Here is a 21,095-nt window from a genome sequence, read left to right as displayed (position 1 = left end):
CAGTCGGTTAGAATACCTGCCTGTCACGCAGGGGGTCGCGGGTTCGAGTCCCGTCCGTTCCGCCACTTATTGAAAGCCCTGAGTTAACGCTCAGGGCTTTTTTCTTATCTGCTGTTTAATTATTGCGAAATGAGCAAAAATCCTCTGCGTTTTACGATCTTTTTCAATATAACAACGCCAGCGATAATCCTCCTCAGTTTACGAACATAATGATTGAGGAATACTATGACTCTCCCTGCATTTGGTCTGGGCACTTTCCGCCTGAAAGACGACGTTGTTATCGCATCTGTTAAAACGGCACTCGAGTTAGGCTATCGCGCAATTGATACGGCACAGATCTATGAAAATGAAGCTGCCGTTGGACAGGCCATTGAAGAGAGTGGTGTACCGCGTAACGAGATATTTATCACCACCAAAATCTGGATTGAAAACCTCAGCAAAGACAAACTGCTCCCTAGCCTGAAAGAGAGTCTGAAAAAGCTGCGTACTGACTACGTGGACCTGACGCTGATCCACTGGCCATCACCAAACGATGCCGTTTCTGTAGAAGAGTTCATGCAGGCGCTGATGGAAGCGAAAAAGCAGGGATTAACGCGTGAAATCGGTATTTCAAACTTCACCATTCCGCTGATGGAAAAAGCCATTGCCGCAGTAGGTGCAGAAAATATCGCGACCAACCAGATTGAACTTTCACCTTATCTGCAAAACCATAAAGTCGTGGACTGGGCAACGCAGCACGGTATCCACATCACGTCATACATGACGCTGGCTTATGGTAAGGCGCTGAAAGATGAGGCGATTATACGTATTGCAGAAAAACATAACGCGACTCCGGCACAGGTCATTCTGGCATGGGCAATGGGCGAAGGTTATGCCGTGATCCCATCGTCAACCAAACGTGTAAACCTGGCCAGCAACCTGTCAGCGGTCGACCTTCATCTGGATGATGACGATAAAAAAGCGATCGCAGCACTGGAGTGCAACGATCGCCTGGTCAGCCCGGAAGGTTTAGCGCCTGACTGGGATTAAGTTTCACTAACCCTCTGTCGCCTTAACCCTCATACAGCTCCTCCGGGAGCTGTCTTTATATGTTCACTCAGGAAGTCAATAAAAGCACGAATCCGCGTACTCACCGCTCTGTCACTGTAATACACTGCGCTAAAAGGCATCTCGACCGGCAAACGTTTATCCGCCATCAGTTCCACCAGTTCACCTCGTTCAATCTCCTTATCTATCATATAGTCAGACAGGCACGCGATGCCGTTCCCTTCAAGACACAGTTGCTTTAGCGTTTCTCCACTGTTTGACGATAACCCACTGGTAATTTCATGAAGCTGACCATCACGACAGGCGACAGGCCAGGTGTTCAGTGATACCGGTTCCGTAAAGCCCAGACAAAGATGCTGCTTCAACTCTTCAACGGTCTCCGGTTTACCGTGCTCAGCAATGTACTGCGGCGACGCGATAATTTTGCGGTAGCTGGCAAACAGCGGGCGGGCGCGCAAGCTTGAATCGGTCAGTGTACCGGCCCGGATAGCCACATCCACTTTACGCTCGATGAGGTTGATAAACGTCTCTGATGAGACCAAAGAAAGCGTCATCTCCGGATAGCGTTCACGAAAAGGTTTGATCAGCGGCATCAGAAAGTGCAGTACTACCGGCGTGGCCGCATCAATGCGCAGCAATCCCCGCGGCGTGCTGCGGCTTTCCATAATTTCTGTCTCTGCTGCAGCCATCTCCTGCAGCACCGACTGCACGCGGCGGAAATAACGCTCTCCTTCTTCCGTCAGGCTCAGTTGCCGCGTCGTCCGGTTGAGCAGGCTCACCCCAAGCTTCATCTCCAGCTTTTTCACTGAGCGGCTGATGGCCGAGTTAGCCTGTCCCAGCTGTTCGGCTGCACGGCTAAAGCTACCGCTTTCAACAACGGCGACAAAGATTGTCAGCTCTTCTGACGTTGCTTTCATTGTTGCACCATCTGCAAAATTCTATTGATATTTTGACCATTTTTGTTATTTAAGCACTGGCGCATACTGCCTGTCATCTTAATCCTGATGATACGGAGTATTTTATGCCACTGGCGCTACTTGCCCTGACGATCAGTGCCTTTGCAATTGGCACGACCGAATTTGTTATCGTGGGACTGGTTCCCACCATTGCTAACCAGCTTGCGATCTCGCTGCCTTCCGCCGGATTGCTGGTGTCAATCTACGCCCTGGGCGTCGCCGTCGGTGCGCCTGTGCTGACGGCTCTGACCGGACGTTTTCCGCGTAAGCAGCTGTTAGTTGCGTTGATGGTGTTGTTCACCGCCGGTAACATTCTGGCCTGGCAGGCACCGGACTACACCACCCTGGTGATTGCCCGTCTGTTGACCGGCCTTGCACACGGCGTGTTCTTCTCAATTGGTTCCACCATTGCAACCAGCCTGGTCCCCAAAGAGAAAGCAGCCTCAGCTATTGCGATCATGTTTGGTGGACTGACCGTCGCACTCGTTACGGGCGTGCCGCTAGGTACGTTTATCGGACAGCACTTCGGCTGGCGTGAGACGTTTCTGGCCGTCTCCTTATTGGGGGTTATTGCCCTTGTTGCTAGCCTGCTGCTGGTACCGTCGACTATTCCAGGCCGGGCCAGCGCCAGCCTGAGCGATCAGCTAAAGGTGCTTACCCATCCGCGTTTGCTGATCATCTACGCGGTCACGGCTCTGGGCTATGGAGGCGTATTTACCGCCTTCACCTTCCTGGCACCGATGATGCAGGACCTGGCAGGCTTCTCCCCGAGTGCCGTGAGCTGGATTTTGCTGGGATACGGTATTTCCGTGGCGATTGGCAATATCTGGGGCGGCAAGCTTGCAGATAAGCATGGTGCGGTTCCGGCGCTGAAATTTATCTTCGCCGCCCTGGTGGTTCTGCTGTTGATATTCCAGTTCACGGCGTCCATGCAATACGCCGCACTGATCACGGTACTGGTAATGGGTGTCTTCGCTTTTGGCAACGTGCCCGGGCTTCAGGTTTATGTTGTTCAGAAAGCGGAGCTCTATACGCCAAACGCCGTGGATGTGGCATCCGGACTGAACATTGCCGCGTTCAATATTGGGATCGCGCTGGGTTCCATTATTGGCGGACAAACCGTCGAACACTTTGGATTAACCCAGACACCCTGGATTGGTGCGGTGATCGTCCTTGTCGCTTTCCTGCTGATAGGGCTGAGTGGCCGCCTCGATAAACCTACTCGCGTAGCACTGGGATAACATCAGTAAGTGCTTGCTTACAAAACTGGAAAGCGGTTTCTCAGAAATTGCGTTGAAAGTGTGACCTAAAGTCCCTATAACATTAGAACCAGTCCGTTTTCGGGCTGGTTCATGTTACAGAGGCCGTTTCCAAAAGTGCGAAAAAATACCTATGCCATGCGTTATGTTGCCGGAATGCCCGCGGAGAGGATCTTGCCTCCGGGGTCGTTTGCGAGCATAAGCCAGGCATTACCCGCAGGGACACCGTTAAGCAGCGATGACAAAATTCGGGTACTGGTCTGGAATATCTTTAAGCAGCAGCGTGCGGAGTGGTTATCGGTACTCAAGAATTTTGGTAAAGATGCTCATCTGGTTCTGCTTCAGGAGGCGCAAACCACACCTGAACTGGTTCGGTTTGCCACAACGAACTATCTTGCTGCCGACCAGGTGCCGGCGTTTGTCCTGCCGCAACATCCTTCAGGCGTGATGACCCTCTCTTCAGCACACCCGGTTTACTGCTGCCCGCTGCGTGAGCGCGAGCCTATACTGCGTCTGGCGAAATCGGCGCTGGTGACCGTCTATCCGCTGCCGGATACCCGGATGCTGATGGTGGTGAACATCCACGCGGTAAATTTCAGCCTGGGCGTGGATGTGTACAGTAAGCAGTTACTTCCCATTGGCGATCAAATTGCCCACCACAGCGGGCCTATCATTATGGCCGGTGATTTTAATGCCTGGAGTCGTCCGCGTATGAATGCGCTGTATCGCTTTGCGCGTGAAATGTCTCTGCGTGAAGTCCGTTTTAGTGACGATCAGCGTAAAAAAGCCTTTGGTCGACCTCTCGATTTTGTCTTCTATCGTGGTCTGAGCGTGCATGATGCCTCTGTTCTGGTCACGCGCGCCTCCGATCACAACCCTCTACTAGTCGAATTCAGTCCCGGCAAACCTGATAAATAATGGTGTGTCAGGTCTGCCGTGGGGCAGGCCTGCGCGGGTGCTGCCCTTTTATTTTTAACCAACAAAGGACAGTACGATGACAACAACACACTCCCATCATGACAACGTAGAAAAACAGTTTGGCTCCCAGGCAAATGCCTATCTGACCAGCGCCGTGCATGCTTCAGGTCGTGACCTGCTGCGTCTCGGCGAACGTCTGGCAGCATTCCCGCAGGCGCACGTGCTGGATTTAGGCTGTGGGGCAGGGCATGCCAGCTTTACGGCTGCGCAGCAGGTGGCGAAGGTCACCGCGTATGACTTATCCAGTCAGATGCTGGATGTTGTTGCTGAGGCGGCGAAGGCGAAAGGGTTGAGCAACGTGGATACGCGCCAGGGGTACGCCGAGTCCTTACCGTTTGATGATGCCTCGTTTGAGGTGGTGATTAGCCGTTATTCCGCGCACCACTGGCATGATGTCGGCCAGGCGTTACGTGAAGTCAAACGAGTCCTGAAGCCGGGCGGGATCTTCATTATTATGGATGTGATGTCTCCCGGGCATCCGGTGCGCGATATCTGGCTGCAGACAGTAGAAGCGCTGCGTGATACTTCCCACGTACAAAACTACTCCAGCGGAGAGTGGTTATCGCTTATCACTGAAGCGGGGTTGATTACCCGAACGTTAACAACAGACCGTTTGCCGCTGGAATACCCTTCGTGGATTGCCCGTATGCGTACCCCGGAAGCATTAAGTCAGGCGATTCGCCTCTATCAGGAGAGTGCCTCTGCTGAGGTAAAAGCGTACTTTGAATTGCAGGAGGATGGATCGTTTACCAGCGATACCATCATGGCTGAAGCGCAAAAAGCGGGATAAACAAAAAAGGCACCGAGGGGAATCGGTGCCTTTTTATCTTTCGATCGTGTAATCAGGAGTCTGGCGTGGCGCTGTTCTTCACAAACAACGTCAACTGGTCGCCTGGTTTCAGATTGTCAGTATCATTGTTCCAGCGCATTACATCTTTGATGTTCACGCCATGTCGTTTTGCGATACTGGACAGTGAATCGCCTTTACGTACGCGATAAGTGATGCTATCGCTGTTGCTGGCGAGACGCTGTGCGCTGCTACCTGCGCCTACCGTCAGAGTTTGACCCACTTTCAGACCTGAGCTGCGCAGATTATTCCACTGCTGCAGATCTTTCGCCGTCACGCCAAGACGTGATGCAATGCCAGAAAGCGTATCACCTGAACGCACCTTATAGCTGCGGCTGTTAACGGATGAAGCATCGGCGATCAGCGTTGACTGAACGGCGGCAATCTCACCCGATGCTAAAGACTCACGCAATTGCTCAGCATGTTTCTGCGGAACCATCACATACTGCGGGCCACTAGCCCCCAGCGTTGAGCCTTTAACGCCTGCATTAAAGGTTTTAAGTTTACTTACCGACATACCCGTCATATCAGCAACCTGTTGAATATCCACAGGGTTGCTGAGACGAACGCGCGCCAGTGCACGACTTTCGTCTGGTGTTGGCAGTTGTACACCGTAACGCTTGCTGTTCTTGAGAATATCGCTCAAGGCCAGCATTTTCGGTACGTAAATCTTCGTTTCCTGTGGCAGTGAGAGCGACCAAAAATCGGTGGATTTACCCCGTGCTTTATTCGCTTTCATTGCCTTCAGTACACGACCCTCGCCACTATTATACGCCGCGACCGTTAACAGCCAGTCGCCGTCAAACATCTTATTCAGACGTTGCATCATGTCGAGAGCGGCTGTCGTTGAAGCGACAACATCCCGACGCGCATCATAGTTGCGGGTCTGTTTCAGACCATAGTTTCGCCCGGTGCTCGGAATGATCTGCCAAATGCCTGCGGCATTGGCGCCAGACGTCGCGTGTGGGTCAAAAGCGCTCTCCACTATGGGTAGGAGTACCAGCTCCATAGGCATGTTACGTTTCTTAACTTGCCCGGCTATCCAGTACATATACGGCTCTGCCCGTAACGTTACATCGTGGAGATAGCTCTTATTTCTTAAATACTTCTGCTTCTGTTCGCGAATCCGGCTGTTTTCCGGAATTCCCATCTTTAGCTCGTCGCCAATAGAGGTCCACAAGTCTTGCTCCTGCGCGAAAAAAGATGTCCCATCGTCCATCCAGCGCGCCGAACTTGTAAACTTCCCTGCTTCCCCTTGACCAGCTGCAGAAAGGCTCTGTGCGTGCTGTTGTACGTTGCTGCCGTTCTGCGACTGGCAACCTACAAGCAGGACAGAGGCGAGTAATATCGCTTTTGCCTTCATGTGTGTGTCAATAGTTGCTTAAAAGACGAGCGATGATAACGGCGAAATTTTGAAAAGGCAACCCGCATTTATCTGAAGTTATCTTTCTTTGACCTTAACCATGCAAATCGCTGTTCTGGTTGTTGCAAATTTGTTTCTTGGTTAATTTTATTAATTAAATCAATATCATTCGTTCGCAGAAATAAATTAATTCGGCGCTCATTTTTCAGAATTGCGGGTAGTGTATTTTGGTTTTTTGCACGTAACTCCTTCACTTTGTGATAATAATCCTGAATCGCCCGATCCTCGGGTAAGAGGCTCTCCGCAAACTTCATATTCCCTAATGTATACTCATGGGCACAACAAATAAGTGTGTCATCGGGTAAAGCACTAATCTTTTGTAAAGACTGATACATCTGTTCTGGTGTGCCTTCAAAAAGTCTTCCGCAACCGCCTGAGAAGAGGGTGTCGCCACAAAAAAGATAAGGTTTACTGTAGAAACACAGATGTCCCAAAGTGTGACCTGGCGTAGCAAATACGGAAAACTCCCACTCACGGATGTGGATATTTTCGCCCTCCTGGACTACTTGCGTCGTTCCCTTATCTTGTGTCTCAGCCGGTCCGTAAACCACAAGATGCGGAAAATGAGCGCGCAGTTCCGGCACGCCGCCAGTGTGATCGTTATGATGGTGCGTCAACAGAATGGCTTCTGGCTGCCAGCCGTTCTCCTTTATTGCATCAAGCACAGGGGCGGATTCGCCGGGATCGACAATGACGCATCGACGATCGTTATCGACCAAAACCCAGATGTAATTGTCCTGAAAAGCAGGAATACTGATAAGATTCATACATTACCTCTTATAGCGTGGCGGGTGTTTTGATGAAACCGGCAAGGATACCTCAGACTGTCGCAGCACCGGAACGTTGGGCGGAATTGCCCTGGGGTGAATACTATCGCGAGGCGCTTGAGCAACAGCTGAAGCCCTGGCTCGCGAAAATGTATGGCTTTCACCTGCTTAAGATTGGCAATCTCAGCGCAGAAATCAATACCGAAAGCTGCGCCATCTCACATCAGGTCAATGTCTCTCTCGGCGGATCGCCGGTTCAGGTGAAGGCTGACCCATTGCATCTGCCGATTGCGGAAAAATCCGTAGATGCGTGTCTTCTTGCCCACGCGCTGCCCTGGTGCAGCGATCCTCATCGTATGCTGCGTGAAGCCGATCGCGTGCTGATTGATGACGGCTGGCTGATACTCAGCGGTTTTAATCCGCTGAGTCTGATGGGGTTACGTAAGCTGGTGCCTGTATTGCGCCGAACGCCACCCTATAACAGCCGGATGTTCACCATGATGCGCCAGCTCGACTGGCTGTCACTGCTCAACTTTGAAGTGCTCAACTATGGCGGTTTTCAGGTACTGCCGTGGGCACGTCAGGGGGGAGTTTTATTGAGTACGCATTTGCCCGCATTAGGCTGCATGCAGTTTATTGTCGCGCGTAAGCGAACCATCCCTCTGACGCTTAACCTCATGAAGCAGAGCAAATCGAAAACACCCATCCGCCAGACCGTTGGCGCAACGCGGCAGTACAGAAAACCCTGATCAGGATTCAGGCTGGTAGCCAGTATCCTCATGGGCCGGATTTGAGGCCGCCGCGCGCGCCAGTTCATCGCAGCGCTCGTTTTCCGGGTGGCCGGCGTGGCCTTTAACCCACTCCCACTTAATCTCGTGCTGGCCCAGTGCCACATCAAGGCGCTTCCAGAGATCGACGTTCTTCACGGGCTTCTTATCTGCAGTTTTCCAGCCGCGTTTTTTCCAGTTGTGGATCCACTGGGTGATACCCTGTCGCACGTACTGGCTATCCGTACTCAACACCACGTCGCAGTGTTCTTTTAAGGCTTCCAGCGCCACAATGGCCGCCATCAACTCCATACGGTTGTTGGTGGTCAGGAAATACCCTTCGCTAAAAGTTTTCTCATGCTGACGATAGCGCATAATCGCGCCGTAGCCGCCGGGGCCTGGGTTCCCGAGACAAGATCCATCGGTGAAAATTTCTACCTGTTTACGCATCTCTGGTAGACTTCCTGTATTGAAACGTTCAGTTAAACGATAAGTCTGACATAAATGACCGCTATGAGCACTGCAATTACTCGCCAGATTGTCCTCGATACCGAAACCACCGGTATGAACCAGATCGGCGCGCACTACGAAGGGCACAAGATCATTGAGATCGGTGCCGTTGAAGTGGTGAACCGTCGTCTCACGGGGAACAACTTCCACGTCTACCTCAAACCCGATCGGCTGGTGGATCCAGAAGCGTTTGGCGTTCACGGTATTGCCGATGAGTTCTTGCTGGATAAACCGACCTTCGCCGAGGTGGCAGACGAGTTTCTCGACTACATCAAAGGCGCTGAGTTAATCATCCATAACGCGTCGTTCGATATCGGCTTTATGGACTATGAGTTTAGTAAGCTCCATCGCGATATTCCGAAAACCAATACCTTCTGCAAAGTGACCGATAGCCTGGCGCTGGCGAGGAAGATGTTTCCCGGCAAGCGTAACAGCCTCGATGCACTTTGTTCACGTTATGAAATAGACAACACCAAGCGAACGCTGCACGGGGCACTTCTCGATGCCCAGATTCTGGCTGATGTCTATCTGGCGATGACCGGCGGTCAGACGTCGATGAAATTCAGCATGGAAAATGAGTCGCAGCAGGCTCAGGGCGAAGCGGGCATCCAGCGCGTGGTTCGTCAGGCAAGTCGTTTACGGGTTGTTTTAGCCAGTGATGAAGAGTTACTTAACCATGAATCCCGTCTCGATCTGGTACAGAAGAAGGGCGGCAGCTGTATGTGGCGCGCCTGAAAAAACGCCATGATGTCTGTAAAATCATCGGTTGGGCGATTTTTGCAGCAAACGATTCAAAACGTGAGAAAAAGCGTTGACGAGATCGGAGGCACACCGTAATATGCGCCTCGTTCCCCAAACGGGAACAGTGGAGCGGTAGTTCAGTCGGTTAGAATACCTGCCTGTCACGCAGGGGGTCGCGGGTTCGAGTCCCGTCCGTTCCGCCACTATTCAGAAGGCCTGAATCAGAAATGATTCAGGCCTTCGTCGTTTCAACAGCCTTTGTCTTTTATCCCCCTTTCTTTTCATTAACAAAATGTTAATTTATGTGGTGCAATTAATTAACATTTGCACAGCATTAGTGCGTTATTTGCACTGTGTTTGTGCATTCTTTCGCCCAACCACTTTTTGGCCTTCATCAGACTGTGTCGCTTTGTAAAAATAATTTTCATGAAATCATTCGCTTACAGTGGATATCGTGAAAGTTTTTGAACCAATAAATAATTGGTTCGGTTATTGCTTAATCATTAGCACGATAAGGTTCATTCCATATCAATAACTTATCGTTAATAAAAAGAAAATAATGATGATAGCGAGCGAACCAATATGGAAAAACCGTCACGGTTTCTGGCCAATTCCAGTACCGCGCTTGAGCAGTTGCGCGGGCTTATCAACCAGCATGAGTCAACACCAGGCACTCCGCTGCCCACGGAACGTGAGCTGTCGGAAACTCTCGGCGTAGGACGACGCGAAGTGCGTCGCGCGCTGGATGTGCTGGAAGAGGAAGGACGGATCTGGCGTAAACAGGGTAAAGGCACCTTTATTGGTCCCGCTGCCCCTGTTGAACCGCTGGCGCTTCAGGGATTGGTTCAGCAAACCAATCTGCTGGAAGTTATGGAAGCTCGTCTACAGCTCGAACCCGGCTTAGCCCGGCTTGCGGCACTGCGTGCCACCAGGGAAAACCTCGCGCTCATGCAGCGCATGCTGGAACGCATCGACAAGGTCAGCCCGGATGACCGCGATCTCAACGAACTATGGGATAGCGCCTTTCACCGCGCTATTGCCGAGGCTGCGGGCAACCGCCTGATGCTCGGCCTGTTTGACGCGATTGATGCCGTGCGGCGCGAACCGGGCTGGCAGCATCTGCGCGAATTAGCCCGCACGCCCGAACGTGTCGATAGTTATAACGACCACCATCACAAGATCATGTCTGCGATTATCCATCGCCAGCCTAATGAAGCAGCTGCCGCCATGCGCGAACACCTGCTTAGCCTGCAAACCGCCCTGATTCAGGCGATCCACCTTGAGGACGACTTCACGCTATGACGACGATCCCGTTTAAGGACACCACGCCTGTACTTCGGCTGAATAATCTCAACGTTAAATTTTCCGGCTCGCCGGTTAGCGTACTGGACGGCATTTCCCTGACGGTCAAAGCAGGCGAGACGCTGGCGCTGGTGGGAGAGTCCGGCTGCGGGAAAAGTATCACCTCACTGGCGCTGATGGGATTACTGCCCGCCAGCGCGCAGATTGTCAGCGGAGAAATGCAGTTTCGCCGTCACGATCTGCGAAAGCTCTCGCCGCGGGACTATGCCGATTTGCGCGGCAGCGAGCTAGCGATGATTTTCCAGGAGCCAATGACCTCGCTCAATCCCGCTTTCACATTAGGCGATCAGCTCAGTGAAGCGGTCATGCGTCACCAGAGCGTTTCCCGCACAGAGGCGATGAAGGTCGCGCTGCAGATCCTCGAGAAGGTGCAGATCCCCGCGGCGGAGATGCGCCTCAAGGCTTACCCGCATCAGCTTTCCGGCGGTATGCGCCAGCGTGTGATGATTGCCATGGCGCTGATCAACCATCCTAAATTACTGATTGCCGATGAACCGACTACCGCGCTCGACGTCACCATCCAGGCGCAAATCCTCACCTTGCTCAACACCCTCAAAGAAGAAACCGGCACGGCGGTCCTGATGATCACCCACGATTTAGGCGTGGTGGCCGAAGTCGCCCAGCAGGTGGCGGTAATGTATGCCGGGCAGGTGGTGGAGCAGGGGAGCGTCGAGGCCATCTTTGCCGACCCGCAGCACCCGTACACCATCGGCCTGATGGGCTCAATCCCTTCGCTGGGCGCACGTAAAGGCCAGCTATCCACCATTCCCGGATCGGTCCCGCTCCCGGAATCCATGCCGAAAGGCTGTCGTTTTGCGACGCGCTGCCCGTTTGCGCAGTCTCGCTGCCATGATGAAAAACCGTCGCTCAACACGCTCGGCGCGGGTCATCAGGTCGCCTGCTTCCGCGTGCCGCTCGAACACCACATTGCCCTGGGAGAGACCGCATGACTACGCCAATTCTTGAAGCCCGCGACCTCAGCAAGCGCTTCCCTGGTCCGAAAAAACTCTTTTCACCGGCGGCCCGGTTTGTTACGGCGGTCGATCGCGTTTCGCTTGCCGTGATGCCGGGTGAAACGCTGGCAATTGTCGGCGAGTCTGGCTCCGGCAAATCCACCCTTGGGCGTCTGCTGCTGCGCCTGCTCGCCGCCAGTGAAGGGCGAGTGTTTTACCAGGGGGAGGAGATTACCGACGCCTCGGGCGCCCGTCTGAACCAGCTCCGGCGTGAGCTGCAAATTATTTTCCAGGATCCGTTTGCCTCGCTGAACCCGCGCATGACGGTGGAGCAGATCGTCGGTGAGCCGCTGTGGCTGCACCAGAACATGAAGAAAGCCGATCGTCAGTACCGCGTCGCCGAACTCCTCAAAACCGTTGGCCTGCCTGCCGCCTGGGCCGGGCGCTATCCGCACGAATTTTCCGGCGGCCAGCGCCAGCGTATCGGCATTGCGCGCGCGCTGGCCTCGGGACCAAAGCTGTTGCTTGGCGATGAACCCGTCTCTGCGCTGGATGTTTCCGTCCAGGCGCAGGTCGTCAATTTGCTGGAAAGCCTGAAGCACCAGCTCGGGCTGACGATGGTGATCGTTGCCCACGGCCTGGCGGTGATTCGCCATATGAGCGACCGCGTGGCGGTCATGTATCTCGGGCAAATCGTTGAACTTGCGACCGTCGACGAGATCTTTGACGCCCCGCTGCACCCTTATACCCAGGCACTGATCGCCTCGGCACCACAGATGCAGCCGGGCATTGAACGCGACGCACCGCTGCTGCAGGGGGATCTGCCGAACCCGGCGAGCCCTCCATCCGGCTGCCGTTTCCATACCCGCTGCCCGTATGTTACCGATGAATGCCGTCAGGTTGAGCCAATTAATCAGGTGCTGGACGGTGGACGTCAGGTTGCCTGTCACCGCTGGCAGGACATCAATCGCGATCGCAGTGTTATTCAGATAGCACCGCCATCCGCAGCTTTTCTGCGCCGCCGCGCGCTGTTTGAACACGCGGCCACTCACTCCTCCCTTCCTTCAAGGAACTCATGATAATGACAATGCGTAATTCTCTTTTGACCGTACTGGGAAGTGTTATGTTGCTTGGCGCGGCGCTGCCCGCCCATTCTGAAAGCGTGCTGCGAATTGGTCTGGGAGCTGACCCGGACATGCTCGACCCGCATCTGGCGCGCACCTACTATGGCCGCTTTGTCTTTGCTTCCCTGTGCGACAGGCTGGTGGATGTCGACGAACATCTGAAAGTGGTGCCAGGTCTGGCGAAGTCGTGGGCCTGGAGCGATGACGGCAAAACGCTGACCATGGATCTCCGTGAGGGGGTGACCTTCCATGACGGCGAGAAATTCGACGCCGCTGCTGCGAAATACAACCTCGACCGTGCGTTGACCCTAAAAGGCTCCCTGCGCAAAAGCGAGATCTCCTCGGTGGAATCGGTAGAGGTCACCGGTCCGATGCAGATTGCGCTGCACCTGAAAACCCCTGACGCCGCGCTGCTGATGCAGCTGACTGACCGCGCGGGCGCGATGATGGCACCCGATGCGGCGAAAAAGCCTGACTTTGCCGCCCATCCGGTCTGTTCCGGTCCTTATAAGTTTGACAGCCGCGTGTCCCAGGACCGCATTGTTCTGACTCGCTTCGACAATTACTGGAATAAAGACGCCTACCACTTCGACAAAATTATCTATCTGCCGATCCCGGACGCCTCCGTGCGCCTCGCGAACCTGCGGGCAGGCGATCTCGACCTGACCGAAGGCATTGCGGCCAGCGACGTTAAAACCGTTGAAGCTGACAGCAAGCTGGCGCTGGCGAAGGTAACGGGTCTGGGTTACCAGGGCATTACCTTCAACATCAATAACGGCAAGGTCCCGGCGAACGATCCGTTCAGAGATGCCCGCGTACGCGAGGCATTTTCGCAGGCCATCGACCGTGATGCGCTAAATCAGGTGGTCTTTGAAGGGCTATACACGCCGGCAAACCAGGCGTTTTCCACGGTGAGCCCGTATCACGTCAATCTGCCGGTTCCGCCCCGTGACGTCGATAAAGCCAAAGCGCTGCTCAAAGCGGCAGGCGTCACCACGCCGCTGACCGTCAACCTGCTGGTGCCGAACAACCCGACCTCGCAGCAGGTGGGTCAGGTTCTGCAGGCAATGGTTGCCGAGGCCGGCTTCACGCTCAACCTGCAGATGACCGAATTCGCGACGCTGCTGGATCGTCAGCAGAGTGGTGATTATCAGCTCAGTTTCTCCGGCTGGTCGGGCCGCCCGGACCCGGACGGCAGCATCTACGGCTTTGTCCATAGCAAAGGCACTCTGAATGACGGACGCTACAGCAACGCGCAGGTCGACGAATGGCTGACTCAGGCGCGCCAGAGCACCGACCAGGCCGCACGCCAGCCGCTGTATGACAAGGTTGTGAAACAGCTGCAAACCGACATGCCGATTGCCTACCTCTACTTCGAGCCGCGCATTTTTGGTCTGAACAAGCGCGTCCAGGGCTTTAAGCCTTACCCGGACGGCATCGTGCGTCTGGCGGGTTTGACGCTGGCGAAATAAACGTCCTGAGGAGAACCCATGCTGGAACTGATTTGCAAACGTCTGCTGCTGGCCATCCCGACCCTGCTGCTGGTGAGCATGATGGTGTTTGGCCTGCAAAAACTGCTGCCCGGCGACCCGCTGATCGCCATGGCCGGGGAGGAGCGCGATCCGGCGGTTATCGCCCAGCTGCGTGCTGAGCTCAATCTGGATGCGCCCCTTCCTGTGCAGTATTTCAACTGGTTAACGCGCGCATTGCAGGGCGACCTGGGGGTCTCCTTACGCACGCAAGAACCGGTGACGCAGCTGATTGCCAGTAAGCTGCCGGTGACGCTGGAGCTGTCGCTGCTGGCGATGATTATCGCGCTGGTATTTGGCATTAGCATGGGGATCCTCGCGGCAGTGAACAAAAACAGCTGGGTCGATCACGGGGCGAACTTCGTGGCGATCTCGGGGATCTCGATCCCCCATTTCTGGCTGGGGATCCTGCTGATTCTGGTCTTCTCGGTGAACCTGCAGTGGCTTCCCGCGTCCGGCTATGTACCGTTCAGTGAGGATCCGGTGCAAAACCTGCGCACGCTGCTGCTGCCCGCAGCCGTTCTCGGTACAGGGCTGGCGGCGACGCTGATGCGCCATACCCGTGCATCGATGATTGCGGTCCTGAAAGCGGATTACATCCGCACCGCGCGCGCGAAAGGATTACTGCCGAAAGCGGTGATCTTAAAGCACGCGTTTCGCAATGCACTGGTGCCGGTGATCACCCTTACGACGCTGCTGTTTGGTGAGCTGCTGGGCGGTGCGGTGCTGACCGAGCAGGTCTTCACCATTCCCGGCTTCGGCAAGATGATCGTCGATTCGGTATTTAACCGAGACTACGCGGTGGTGCAGGGCGTGGTGCTGATCGTGGCGATCGGCTTCCTGCTGCTCAACCTGCTGGCTGACGTGCTCTACGTTCTTATCAACCCGAAAATGCGAGGTTAACCATGGCGGAACTGACGACGCAAACCGCTGTGCCCGCGCTGCCGCGCGCGCAAAACCGGGTGCTAAAGAAATTCCTCGCCAATAAAAGCGCGGTGATTGGCGCGGTGGTGGTGGGCTTCTTTGTGCTGGTGGCGCTGCTGGCGCCGTGGATTGCCCCGTTCGACCCGGTCAAAGCCAACTTCCTGGCGGTGCGTAAAGCGCCGTCGGCAATGTACTGGTTCGGCACCGACGAGCTGGGGCGCGACATTTTATCCCGCATTATCTGGGGGGCGCGAACCTCGCTGATGGCGGGCTGTATGTCGGTCGTTATCGCGGTAGCGATCGGCGTGCCGCTGGGGCTGGTAGCGGGGTATTTCCAGAAGATGTGGGATGGGGTTATCTCGCGCTTCATTGAAGCGCTGCTGGCCTGCCCGTTTCTGATCATGGCGATCGCGCTGGGGGCATTTTTAGGCCCAAGCCTGACCAACGCGATGATCGCCATTGGCCTTTCCGCGATGCCGATCTTCGCCCGTCTGACGCGTGGGCAGGTGATCGCCATCCGCAACGAAGAGTACATCGACGGCGCGCGGGCGATCGGCCTGCCGGATCGCTGGATCATCATCAAATACGTGCTGCCCAACGTGATGTCACCGATCCTGGTGCAGGCCACGCTGGCGATTGCCTCGGCGATTATCGCCGAAGCCAGCCTGTCGTTTTTAGGGTTGGGGCAGCAGCCGCCCAATCCGTCCTGGGGGTCAATGCTCAACACCGCGAAAGGTTTTCTTGAGCAGGCGCCGTGGATGTCTGTTTTCCCCGGCGTGGCAATTTTCCTTGCCGTGCAGGGCTTTAATTTACTTGGCGACGGGCTGCGCGATGCGCTCGATCCGCGCCACGACTAAGGAGTCATGATGACCAAAGCGCTTGATTTTACGTCCGGTTACGAATCACGACGCCCGCCGATGATGGGCCATAACGCCGTTGCCACTTCGCAACCGCTGGCGGCGCAGGCAGGAATGAAAATGCTGCAGCTGGGTGGTAATGCTGTTGATGCGGCGATTGCCACCGCGATGGCGCTGACGGTAGTCGAGCCGACCGGTAACGGGATCGGCAGTGATGCCTTTGCCATCGTCTGGGACGGTGAAAAACTTCACGGTCTGAACGCGTCGGGGCGCTCACCGGCCAGCTGGCATGCAGATCTGTTTGCCGGAAAAACGGCGGTACCCGAAATCGGCTGGGACGCCGTGACCGTGCCCGGTGCGGTATCCGGCTGGGTCGCACTGGCAGAGCGTTTCGGCACGCTGCCGCTGACCACGCTGGCGCAGCCCGCCATTGACTATGCGCGAAACGGTTTCCCGGTTTCGCCGCTGATTGGCCATCTCTGGCAGCGCGGCTACAACAAGCTGAAAGATCAGCCTGGCTTCAGCGCCTGCTTCGCGCCGGAAGGCCGCGCGCCGCGAGTGGGGGAGATCTTCCGTAATCCGGCGCAGGCGAATTCGCTGGAACTGATAGCGAAAACCAACGGCGACGCGTTTTACCGCGGCGAGCTGGCGCAGAAAATTGCCGCCTTCGCCAAAGAACACGGCGCGCATTTGACGGCTGAAGATCTCGCCAGCCACCGCGTGGACTGGGTAGACCTGCTGTCACGCGACTTCGCGGGTGGTTCGGTGCAGGAGCTGCCGCCAAACGGCCAGGGGATCGCCACGCTGATTGCGCTGGGTATTCTGGAGCAGTGCGGCATCGAGCAGCATCATCCGGACTCCGTGCAGTCTCTGCATTTGTCCATTGAAGCGATGAAGCTGGCGCTGGCGGATCTCGACCGCTACGTGGCGGATGAAGATCATATGGTGTTCGCGGCCAAAGAGCTGCTGAGCGATCATTACCTGAAATCGCGTGCGGCGCTGATCAACCACGAAAGCGCCTCTGATTTTGTCTACGGTTCACCCACCCAGAGCGGTACGGTCTACATCAGCACTGCGGATGCCAGCGGGATGATGGTCTCCTTTATTCAGTCCAACTATATGGGGTTTGGTTCAGGGATTGTGGTGCCAGACACCGGGATTAGCCTGCAAAACCGGGGCTGTGGTTTTTCGCTGGATCCTAATCATCCGAACGCGCTGGCGGGCAGCAAGCGTCCGTTCCACACCATCATTCCGGGCTTTGCGATGGACGGCAACGGCAAGCCGTTGATGTCCTTCGGCGTGATGGGCGGCCCGATGCAGGCGCAAGGACACATGCAGATGGCGCTGCGCATTATGCTGCACGGGCAAAACCCGCAGGCGGCGATTGACGCTCCGCGCTGGCGCGTGGTGCAGGGCAGGGAAGTGATCGTCGAATCAACGTTCGATCGCAATACTATCGCCGCGCTACGCGAACGCGGACACCAGATCGTGGTGGAAGATCCGCTGCAGGATTATAACTTCGGCGGTGCGCAGGTGATTTATCGCCTTCCGGAAGGGCATTACGTGGCGGCAACGGAGAGCCGTAAAGACGGACAGGCGTTGGTGAGTTAAACGCTCGAGCAACATTTGTAGGCCGGGTAAGGCGTAGCCGCCACCCGGCTTTTTTTACCCGATGCTAAACGGATCCGCATCCTGCCAGGCTGGAAACTTCTCCCGATACTCCTTCAGCGCGGTCAACGATAGCTCCGCATCAATTCGCGTTGCCTGATGCGGCTCGGCAGTCGCAATAATCTCGCCCTGCGGATTTACCACCCGGCTGTCGCCGCGGTAGTGATGCCCGTTGCCATCCGTCCCCACACGGTTACAGCCCACCACATACGCCTGGTTCTCAATGGCGCGCGCCACCAGCAGCGACTGCCAGTGCAGCGAGCGCGGTGCTGGCCAGTTGGCGACATACAGCGCCAGGTCATAATCGTTGCGGTTGCGCGACCACACCGGGAAGCGCAGGTCGTAGCAGACCAGCGGCAGAATGCGCCAGCCGCGCCACTCGAATACCACGCGCTCGTTACCCGCTTCATAGTGATGATGCTCATCCGCCATGCGGAACAGGTGGCGTTTATCGTAAAAATGCACTTTCCCTTCCGGCTCAACCAGCAGAAAACGGTTCACTGGCCCGCGCTCGGTTTGCAGGGCGGCACTACCCGCGATCAGCGCGTTTGTTTGCTGCGCTTTGGTATGCATCCAGGCGACCACGTCATCCTGAGGCATTGATTGCTTAGCCGCTTCCATGGCGAAGCCGGTGGTGAACATCTCCGGCAGGACAATCACATCTCGTCCGGTAATTTCTTCCAGTTGACGATCAAAGTGGCGCAGGTTGGCAGGGCCATCCATCCACACTAAAGGTTGCTGCAAAATCGAAATCTTCAAACCCGGCACGATACAGACTCCTCAAACGACCCCTTTTTGACACTGTAGCACGTCATTACGAGAAAATGTGGCAATAAAAAACCCCGCGCGCGGCGGGGTTTGTCAGAACGAAACGGGTTATGCCGCTTCAGGTTTACGGTGCTTCTCTGTCAGCTTTACCGGCTGTGTTGCCAGCTCGTCCGGTTCGAAATCATCGACGTTAATACTGCGCAGACGGCTCTCTTCGGCTTTCACCAGAATTGCTGCTTCTGCATTATCGATAATGCCACCTGACAGCGCCTGTTTCGCCAGTTCATCCAGACGGGTGAACGGCAGGTTTTTGCCCAGTTGTTTGCAGATCTTCTGATGAATTGGGTCGGCGGCCATTACATCAAGCAGAGCCTCTTCCAGCAGACCCACCGGGTTATGTGGCGTAGGGGCCAGGTACTGACCACGGCCGATACGGGAGCGTGTCGCGCTCGGTACCTGCAGGATTTTCGCCACTTTGTGGTCCAGCTTGTCGGACGGTGCCAGGTGGTGACGACCGGTCGGGAAGATCACCACGCGCAGGGCGCCCGCAACAAAGCGGTTCGGGAAGTTCGCCAGCAGATCGTCAATCGCCTGTTCTGCCTGATACATCGCATCCTGAACGCCCCAGTGTACCAGCGGCAGATCCGCTTCCTGACGCCCTTCGTCGTCGTAACGCTTCAGGACCGCAGACGCCAGGAAAATCTGGCTCAGCACGTCGCCCAGACGGGCAGAGATCCGCTCGCGACGCTTCAGGCTACCGCCGAGAACGGCCATGGAAACATCCGACAGCAGAGCCAGGTTGGCGCTCAGACGGTTCAGATGCTGATAATAGCGTTTGGTCGCATCACCGGTTGGCGTCGCGCTGGTAAGACCGCGCGTCAGGCCGAGCCAGAAACTACGCACCTTGTTGCTACCCACATGACCGATATGTTTGAACAGCAGCTTATCGAAAGCATCCACGTCATTATTCTGCGCAGCGGCCATCTCTTCCAGCACGTACGGATGGCAGCGAATCGCCCCCTGACCGAAGATCATCATGCTGCGGGTCAGGATGTTTGCCCCTTCCACGGTGATGGCAATCGGTGCGCCCTGATAGCCGCGCGCCAGGAAGTTGCCTTCGCCGAGCATAATGCCTTTACCGCCTGCGATATCCATCGCGTCAATGATCGACTGCTGCGCGCGGTGGGTACAGTGGTATTTCACAATCGCGGACAGCACGGCCGGTTTTTCGCCCAGCATAATGCCGTAGGTAATCAAAGATGCGGCGGCATCCATCACGTAGGCATTACCTGCGATACGCGCCAGCGGCTCTTCGATACCTTCCATCTTGCCGATGGAGATTTTGAACTGACGGCGGATGTGGGCGTATGCACCAATCCCCATCGCCACAGATTTCAGGCCACCGGTAGAGTTCGACGGCAGGGTAATGCCGCGGCCAACCGACAGACATTCCACCAGCATACGCCAGCCCTGACCGGCCATTTTCGGACCACCGATGATGTAATCAATCGGCACAAAGATGTCCTGACCGCGGGTCGGACCGTTCTGGAACGGCACGTTCAGCGGGAAGTGACGGCGACCAATTTCAACGCCTGGGGTAGAGGTTGGGATCAGCGCACAGGTAATGCCCAGATCTTCTTCGCCGCCCAGTAGTTTTTCCGGGTCAGAGAGCTTAAAGGCCAGACCCAGCACGGTGGCGATTGGCGCCAGGGTGATATAACGCTTGTTCCAGGTCAGGCGCATGCCCAGCACCTGCTCGCCCTGCCACTCGCCCATGCAGACTACGCCGGTATCCGGGATCGCGCCTGCATCGGAACCCGCTTCCGGGCTGGTCAGCGCGAAGCAAGGGATTTCCTGACCACGCGCAAGACGCGGCAGGTAGTGATCTTTCTGCTCTTCGGTACCGTAATGCTGCAGCAGTTCACCCGGGCCTAAGGAGTTAGGCACGCCAACGGTAATCGCCAGGATCCCGGAGACGCCCGCCAGCTTTTGCAGGACGCGAGCCTGAGCGTAAGCGGAGAATTCCAGACCGCCATACTCTTTCTTGATGATCATCGCGAAGAAGCGATGTTCTTTCAGATACGCCCACAGCTCTGGCGGCAGATCGGCCATTTCATGGGTGATGGCAAAGTCGTTTGCCATGCGGCACGCTTCTTCCACCGGGCCGTCAATAAAAGCCTGTTCTTCAGCGGTCAGACGCGGCTGCGGATAGTTATGCAGCTTTTTCCAGTCCGGGTTGCCCTGGAACAGGTCGCCTTCCCACCAGGTGGTACCGGCATCAATCGCTTCTTTCTCAGTCCGCGACATTGGCGGCATCACTTTGCGGAAGCCTTTGAACACCGGCGCGGAGATCATCGACTTACGCATCGGGGTAAAGTTAAACGGCAGAAGAATGATGGCCAGCGGAACTAAAAGCCAGATATTCCACAGACCAGCGACGCCAAGTGCAGCCGTCCAGGCCAGCAGAATCACACTACTCAGGAATAAACTGACGCGGTGATAGAACAACACACCGAGCAGTACAACAGTTGCGAGAATGCTCAAAATCATCATAAAGAAAAGCTCCCTTGCTTGTAGGAGGTCTGACCACTTGTGATGATATGGTTGTAGTTGAT

18 protein-coding genes, 1 tRNA gene and 1 pseudogene are annotated in these 21,095 nt (G+C 55.5%); 14 read left to right on the top strand and 6 right to left on the bottom strand.

Features of this window, described 5'->3' with window-relative positions:
- Positions 1 to 225 precede the first annotated feature (225 nt).
- Positions 226 to 1,029 (top strand): 2,5-didehydrogluconate reductase DkgB, encoded by an 804-nt coding sequence (dkgB, locus tag ACOTXR_RS20370; protein ID WP_023336782.1) that lies wholly within the window; start codon positions 226 to 228, stop codon positions 1,027 to 1,029.
- A gap of 29 nt (positions 1,030 to 1,058) precedes the next feature.
- Here dkgB and yafC read toward each other — a convergent pair whose 3' ends face one another.
- Positions 1,059 to 1,964, bottom strand: a complete 906-nt coding sequence (gene yafC / locus ACOTXR_RS20365) for a DNA-binding transcriptional regulator YafC (protein WP_045281943.1) — start codon at positions 1,962 to 1,964, stop codon at positions 1,059 to 1,061.
- A gap of 104 nt (positions 1,965 to 2,068) precedes the next feature.
- On the opposite strand from yafC, the gene ACOTXR_RS20360 reads away from it, so the two are divergent.
- From ACOTXR_RS20360 to ACOTXR_RS20350, 3 genes are all read left to right on the top strand, one after another.
- Positions 2,069 to 3,244, top strand: coding sequence for an MFS transporter (locus ACOTXR_RS20360; protein ID WP_023332149.1), 1,176 nt, complete (start codon positions 2,069 to 2,071; stop codon positions 3,242 to 3,244).
- 135 nt (positions 3,245 to 3,379) lie between these two features.
- Entirely contained in the window at positions 3,380 to 4,180 is an 801-nt protein-coding gene (locus ACOTXR_RS20355; protein ID WP_014882655.1) for an endonuclease/exonuclease/phosphatase family protein, read from the top strand.
- Between the two features lie 76 nt (positions 4,181 to 4,256).
- Positions 4,257 to 5,030 carry a class I SAM-dependent methyltransferase gene (locus ACOTXR_RS20350; protein ID WP_047626113.1) on the top strand — a complete coding sequence of 258 codons (774 nt, stop codon included), beginning with the start codon at positions 4,257 to 4,259 and terminating at the stop codon, positions 5,028 to 5,030.
- A gap of 52 nt (positions 5,031 to 5,082) precedes the next feature.
- Here ACOTXR_RS20350 and mltD read toward each other — a convergent pair whose 3' ends face one another.
- Both mltD and gloB read right to left on the bottom strand, forming a co-directional pair.
- A complete protein-coding gene (gene mltD, locus ACOTXR_RS20345) occupies positions 5,083 to 6,450 on the bottom strand; it encodes a murein transglycosylase D (protein WP_222834785.1) in 1,368 nt (455 codons plus the stop codon).
- 68 nt (positions 6,451 to 6,518) lie between these two features.
- Positions 6,519 to 7,277, bottom strand: a complete 759-nt coding sequence (gene gloB / locus ACOTXR_RS20340; protein WP_058690022.1) for a hydroxyacylglutathione hydrolase — start codon at positions 7,275 to 7,277, stop codon at positions 6,519 to 6,521.
- Between the two features lie 32 nt (positions 7,278 to 7,309).
- Here gloB and ACOTXR_RS20335 point away from each other — a divergent pair, with 32 nt between their 5' ends.
- Complete coding sequence (locus ACOTXR_RS20335; RefSeq protein WP_222834786.1) at positions 7,310 to 8,026, top strand: class I SAM-dependent methyltransferase; 717 nt, start codon at positions 7,310 to 7,312, stop codon at positions 8,024 to 8,026.
- Here the strand turns inward: ACOTXR_RS20335 and rnhA are convergent.
- Positions 8,027 to 8,604, bottom strand: a pseudogene (rnhA, locus tag ACOTXR_RS20330) (ribonuclease HI). It abuts the gene before it with no gap.
- Between rnhA and dnaQ the strand changes: the two are divergent.
- The 9 genes from dnaQ to ACOTXR_RS20285 all read left to right on the top strand — a co-directional run bounded on the left by dnaQ (position 8,558) and on the right by ACOTXR_RS20285 (position 17,655).
- On the top strand, positions 8,558 to 9,289 hold the full coding sequence (gene dnaQ, locus ACOTXR_RS20325) for a DNA polymerase III subunit epsilon (protein WP_032629739.1): 732 nt from the start codon (positions 8,558 to 8,560) through the stop codon (positions 9,287 to 9,289). The pseudogene rnhA and the gene dnaQ overlap by 47 nt on opposite strands.
- A gap of 132 nt (positions 9,290 to 9,421) precedes the next feature.
- A tRNA-Asp gene (locus ACOTXR_RS20320) sits at positions 9,422 to 9,498 on the top strand.
- Positions 9,499 to 9,877: 379 nt separating this feature from the next.
- Positions 9,878 to 10,597 carry a FadR/GntR family transcriptional regulator gene (locus ACOTXR_RS20315; protein ID WP_014882662.1) on the top strand — a complete coding sequence of 240 codons (720 nt, stop codon included), beginning with the start codon at positions 9,878 to 9,880 and terminating at the stop codon, positions 10,595 to 10,597.
- Positions 10,594 to 11,607, top strand: a complete 1,014-nt coding sequence (locus ACOTXR_RS20310; RefSeq protein ID WP_047343776.1) for an ABC transporter ATP-binding protein — start codon at positions 10,594 to 10,596, stop codon at positions 11,605 to 11,607. Before ACOTXR_RS20315 ends, ACOTXR_RS20310 begins: the two co-directional genes overlap by 4 nt.
- Positions 11,604 to 12,689 carry an ABC transporter ATP-binding protein gene (locus ACOTXR_RS20305; RefSeq protein ID WP_058690025.1) on the top strand — a complete coding sequence of 362 codons (1,086 nt, stop codon included), beginning with the start codon at positions 11,604 to 11,606 and terminating at the stop codon, positions 12,687 to 12,689. The genes ACOTXR_RS20310 and ACOTXR_RS20305 overlap by 4 nt, the downstream gene beginning before the upstream one ends.
- Before the next feature lie 2 nt (positions 12,690 to 12,691).
- Positions 12,692 to 14,206: an ABC transporter substrate-binding protein gene (locus ACOTXR_RS20300; protein WP_014882665.1), complete on the top strand. Its 1,515-nt coding sequence runs from the start codon at positions 12,692 to 12,694 to the stop codon at positions 14,204 to 14,206.
- 18 nt (positions 14,207 to 14,224) lie between these two features.
- The gene (locus ACOTXR_RS20295; RefSeq protein ID WP_058690026.1) at positions 14,225 to 15,166 is read left to right on the top strand and encodes an ABC transporter permease; all 942 of its coding nucleotides are present in this window, start codon (positions 14,225 to 14,227) and stop codon (positions 15,164 to 15,166) included.
- Between the two features lie 2 nt (positions 15,167 to 15,168).
- Positions 15,169 to 16,044, top strand: coding sequence for an ABC transporter permease (locus ACOTXR_RS20290; protein ID WP_032637422.1), 876 nt, complete (start codon positions 15,169 to 15,171; stop codon positions 16,042 to 16,044).
- Positions 16,045 to 16,053: 9 nt separating this feature from the next.
- On the top strand, positions 16,054 to 17,655 hold the full coding sequence (locus ACOTXR_RS20285; RefSeq protein WP_023332158.1) for a gamma-glutamyltransferase family protein: 1,602 nt from the start codon (positions 16,054 to 16,056) through the stop codon (positions 17,653 to 17,655).
- Between the two features lie 54 nt (positions 17,656 to 17,709).
- Here ACOTXR_RS20285 and ACOTXR_RS20280 read toward each other — a convergent pair whose 3' ends face one another.
- Positions 17,710 to 18,480, bottom strand: a complete 771-nt coding sequence (locus ACOTXR_RS20280) for an amidohydrolase (RefSeq protein WP_014882669.1) — start codon at positions 18,478 to 18,480, stop codon at positions 17,710 to 17,712.
- A 108-nt stretch (positions 18,481 to 18,588) separates the two neighbouring features.
- Complete coding sequence (gene fadE, locus ACOTXR_RS20275) at positions 18,589 to 21,033, bottom strand: acyl-CoA dehydrogenase FadE (protein ID WP_200923832.1); 2,445 nt, start codon at positions 21,031 to 21,033, stop codon at positions 18,589 to 18,591.
- Positions 21,034 to 21,095: the final 62 nt, after the last annotated feature.

The organism is Enterobacter cloacae complex sp. IR53030, from assembly GCF_049238365.1.
Taxonomy (GTDB): Bacteria; Pseudomonadota; Gammaproteobacteria; order Enterobacterales; family Enterobacteriaceae; genus Enterobacter; species Enterobacter kobei.
Note: the sequence above shows the minus strand (reverse complement) of the source record. Positions and strands in the feature narration are given on the sequence as shown.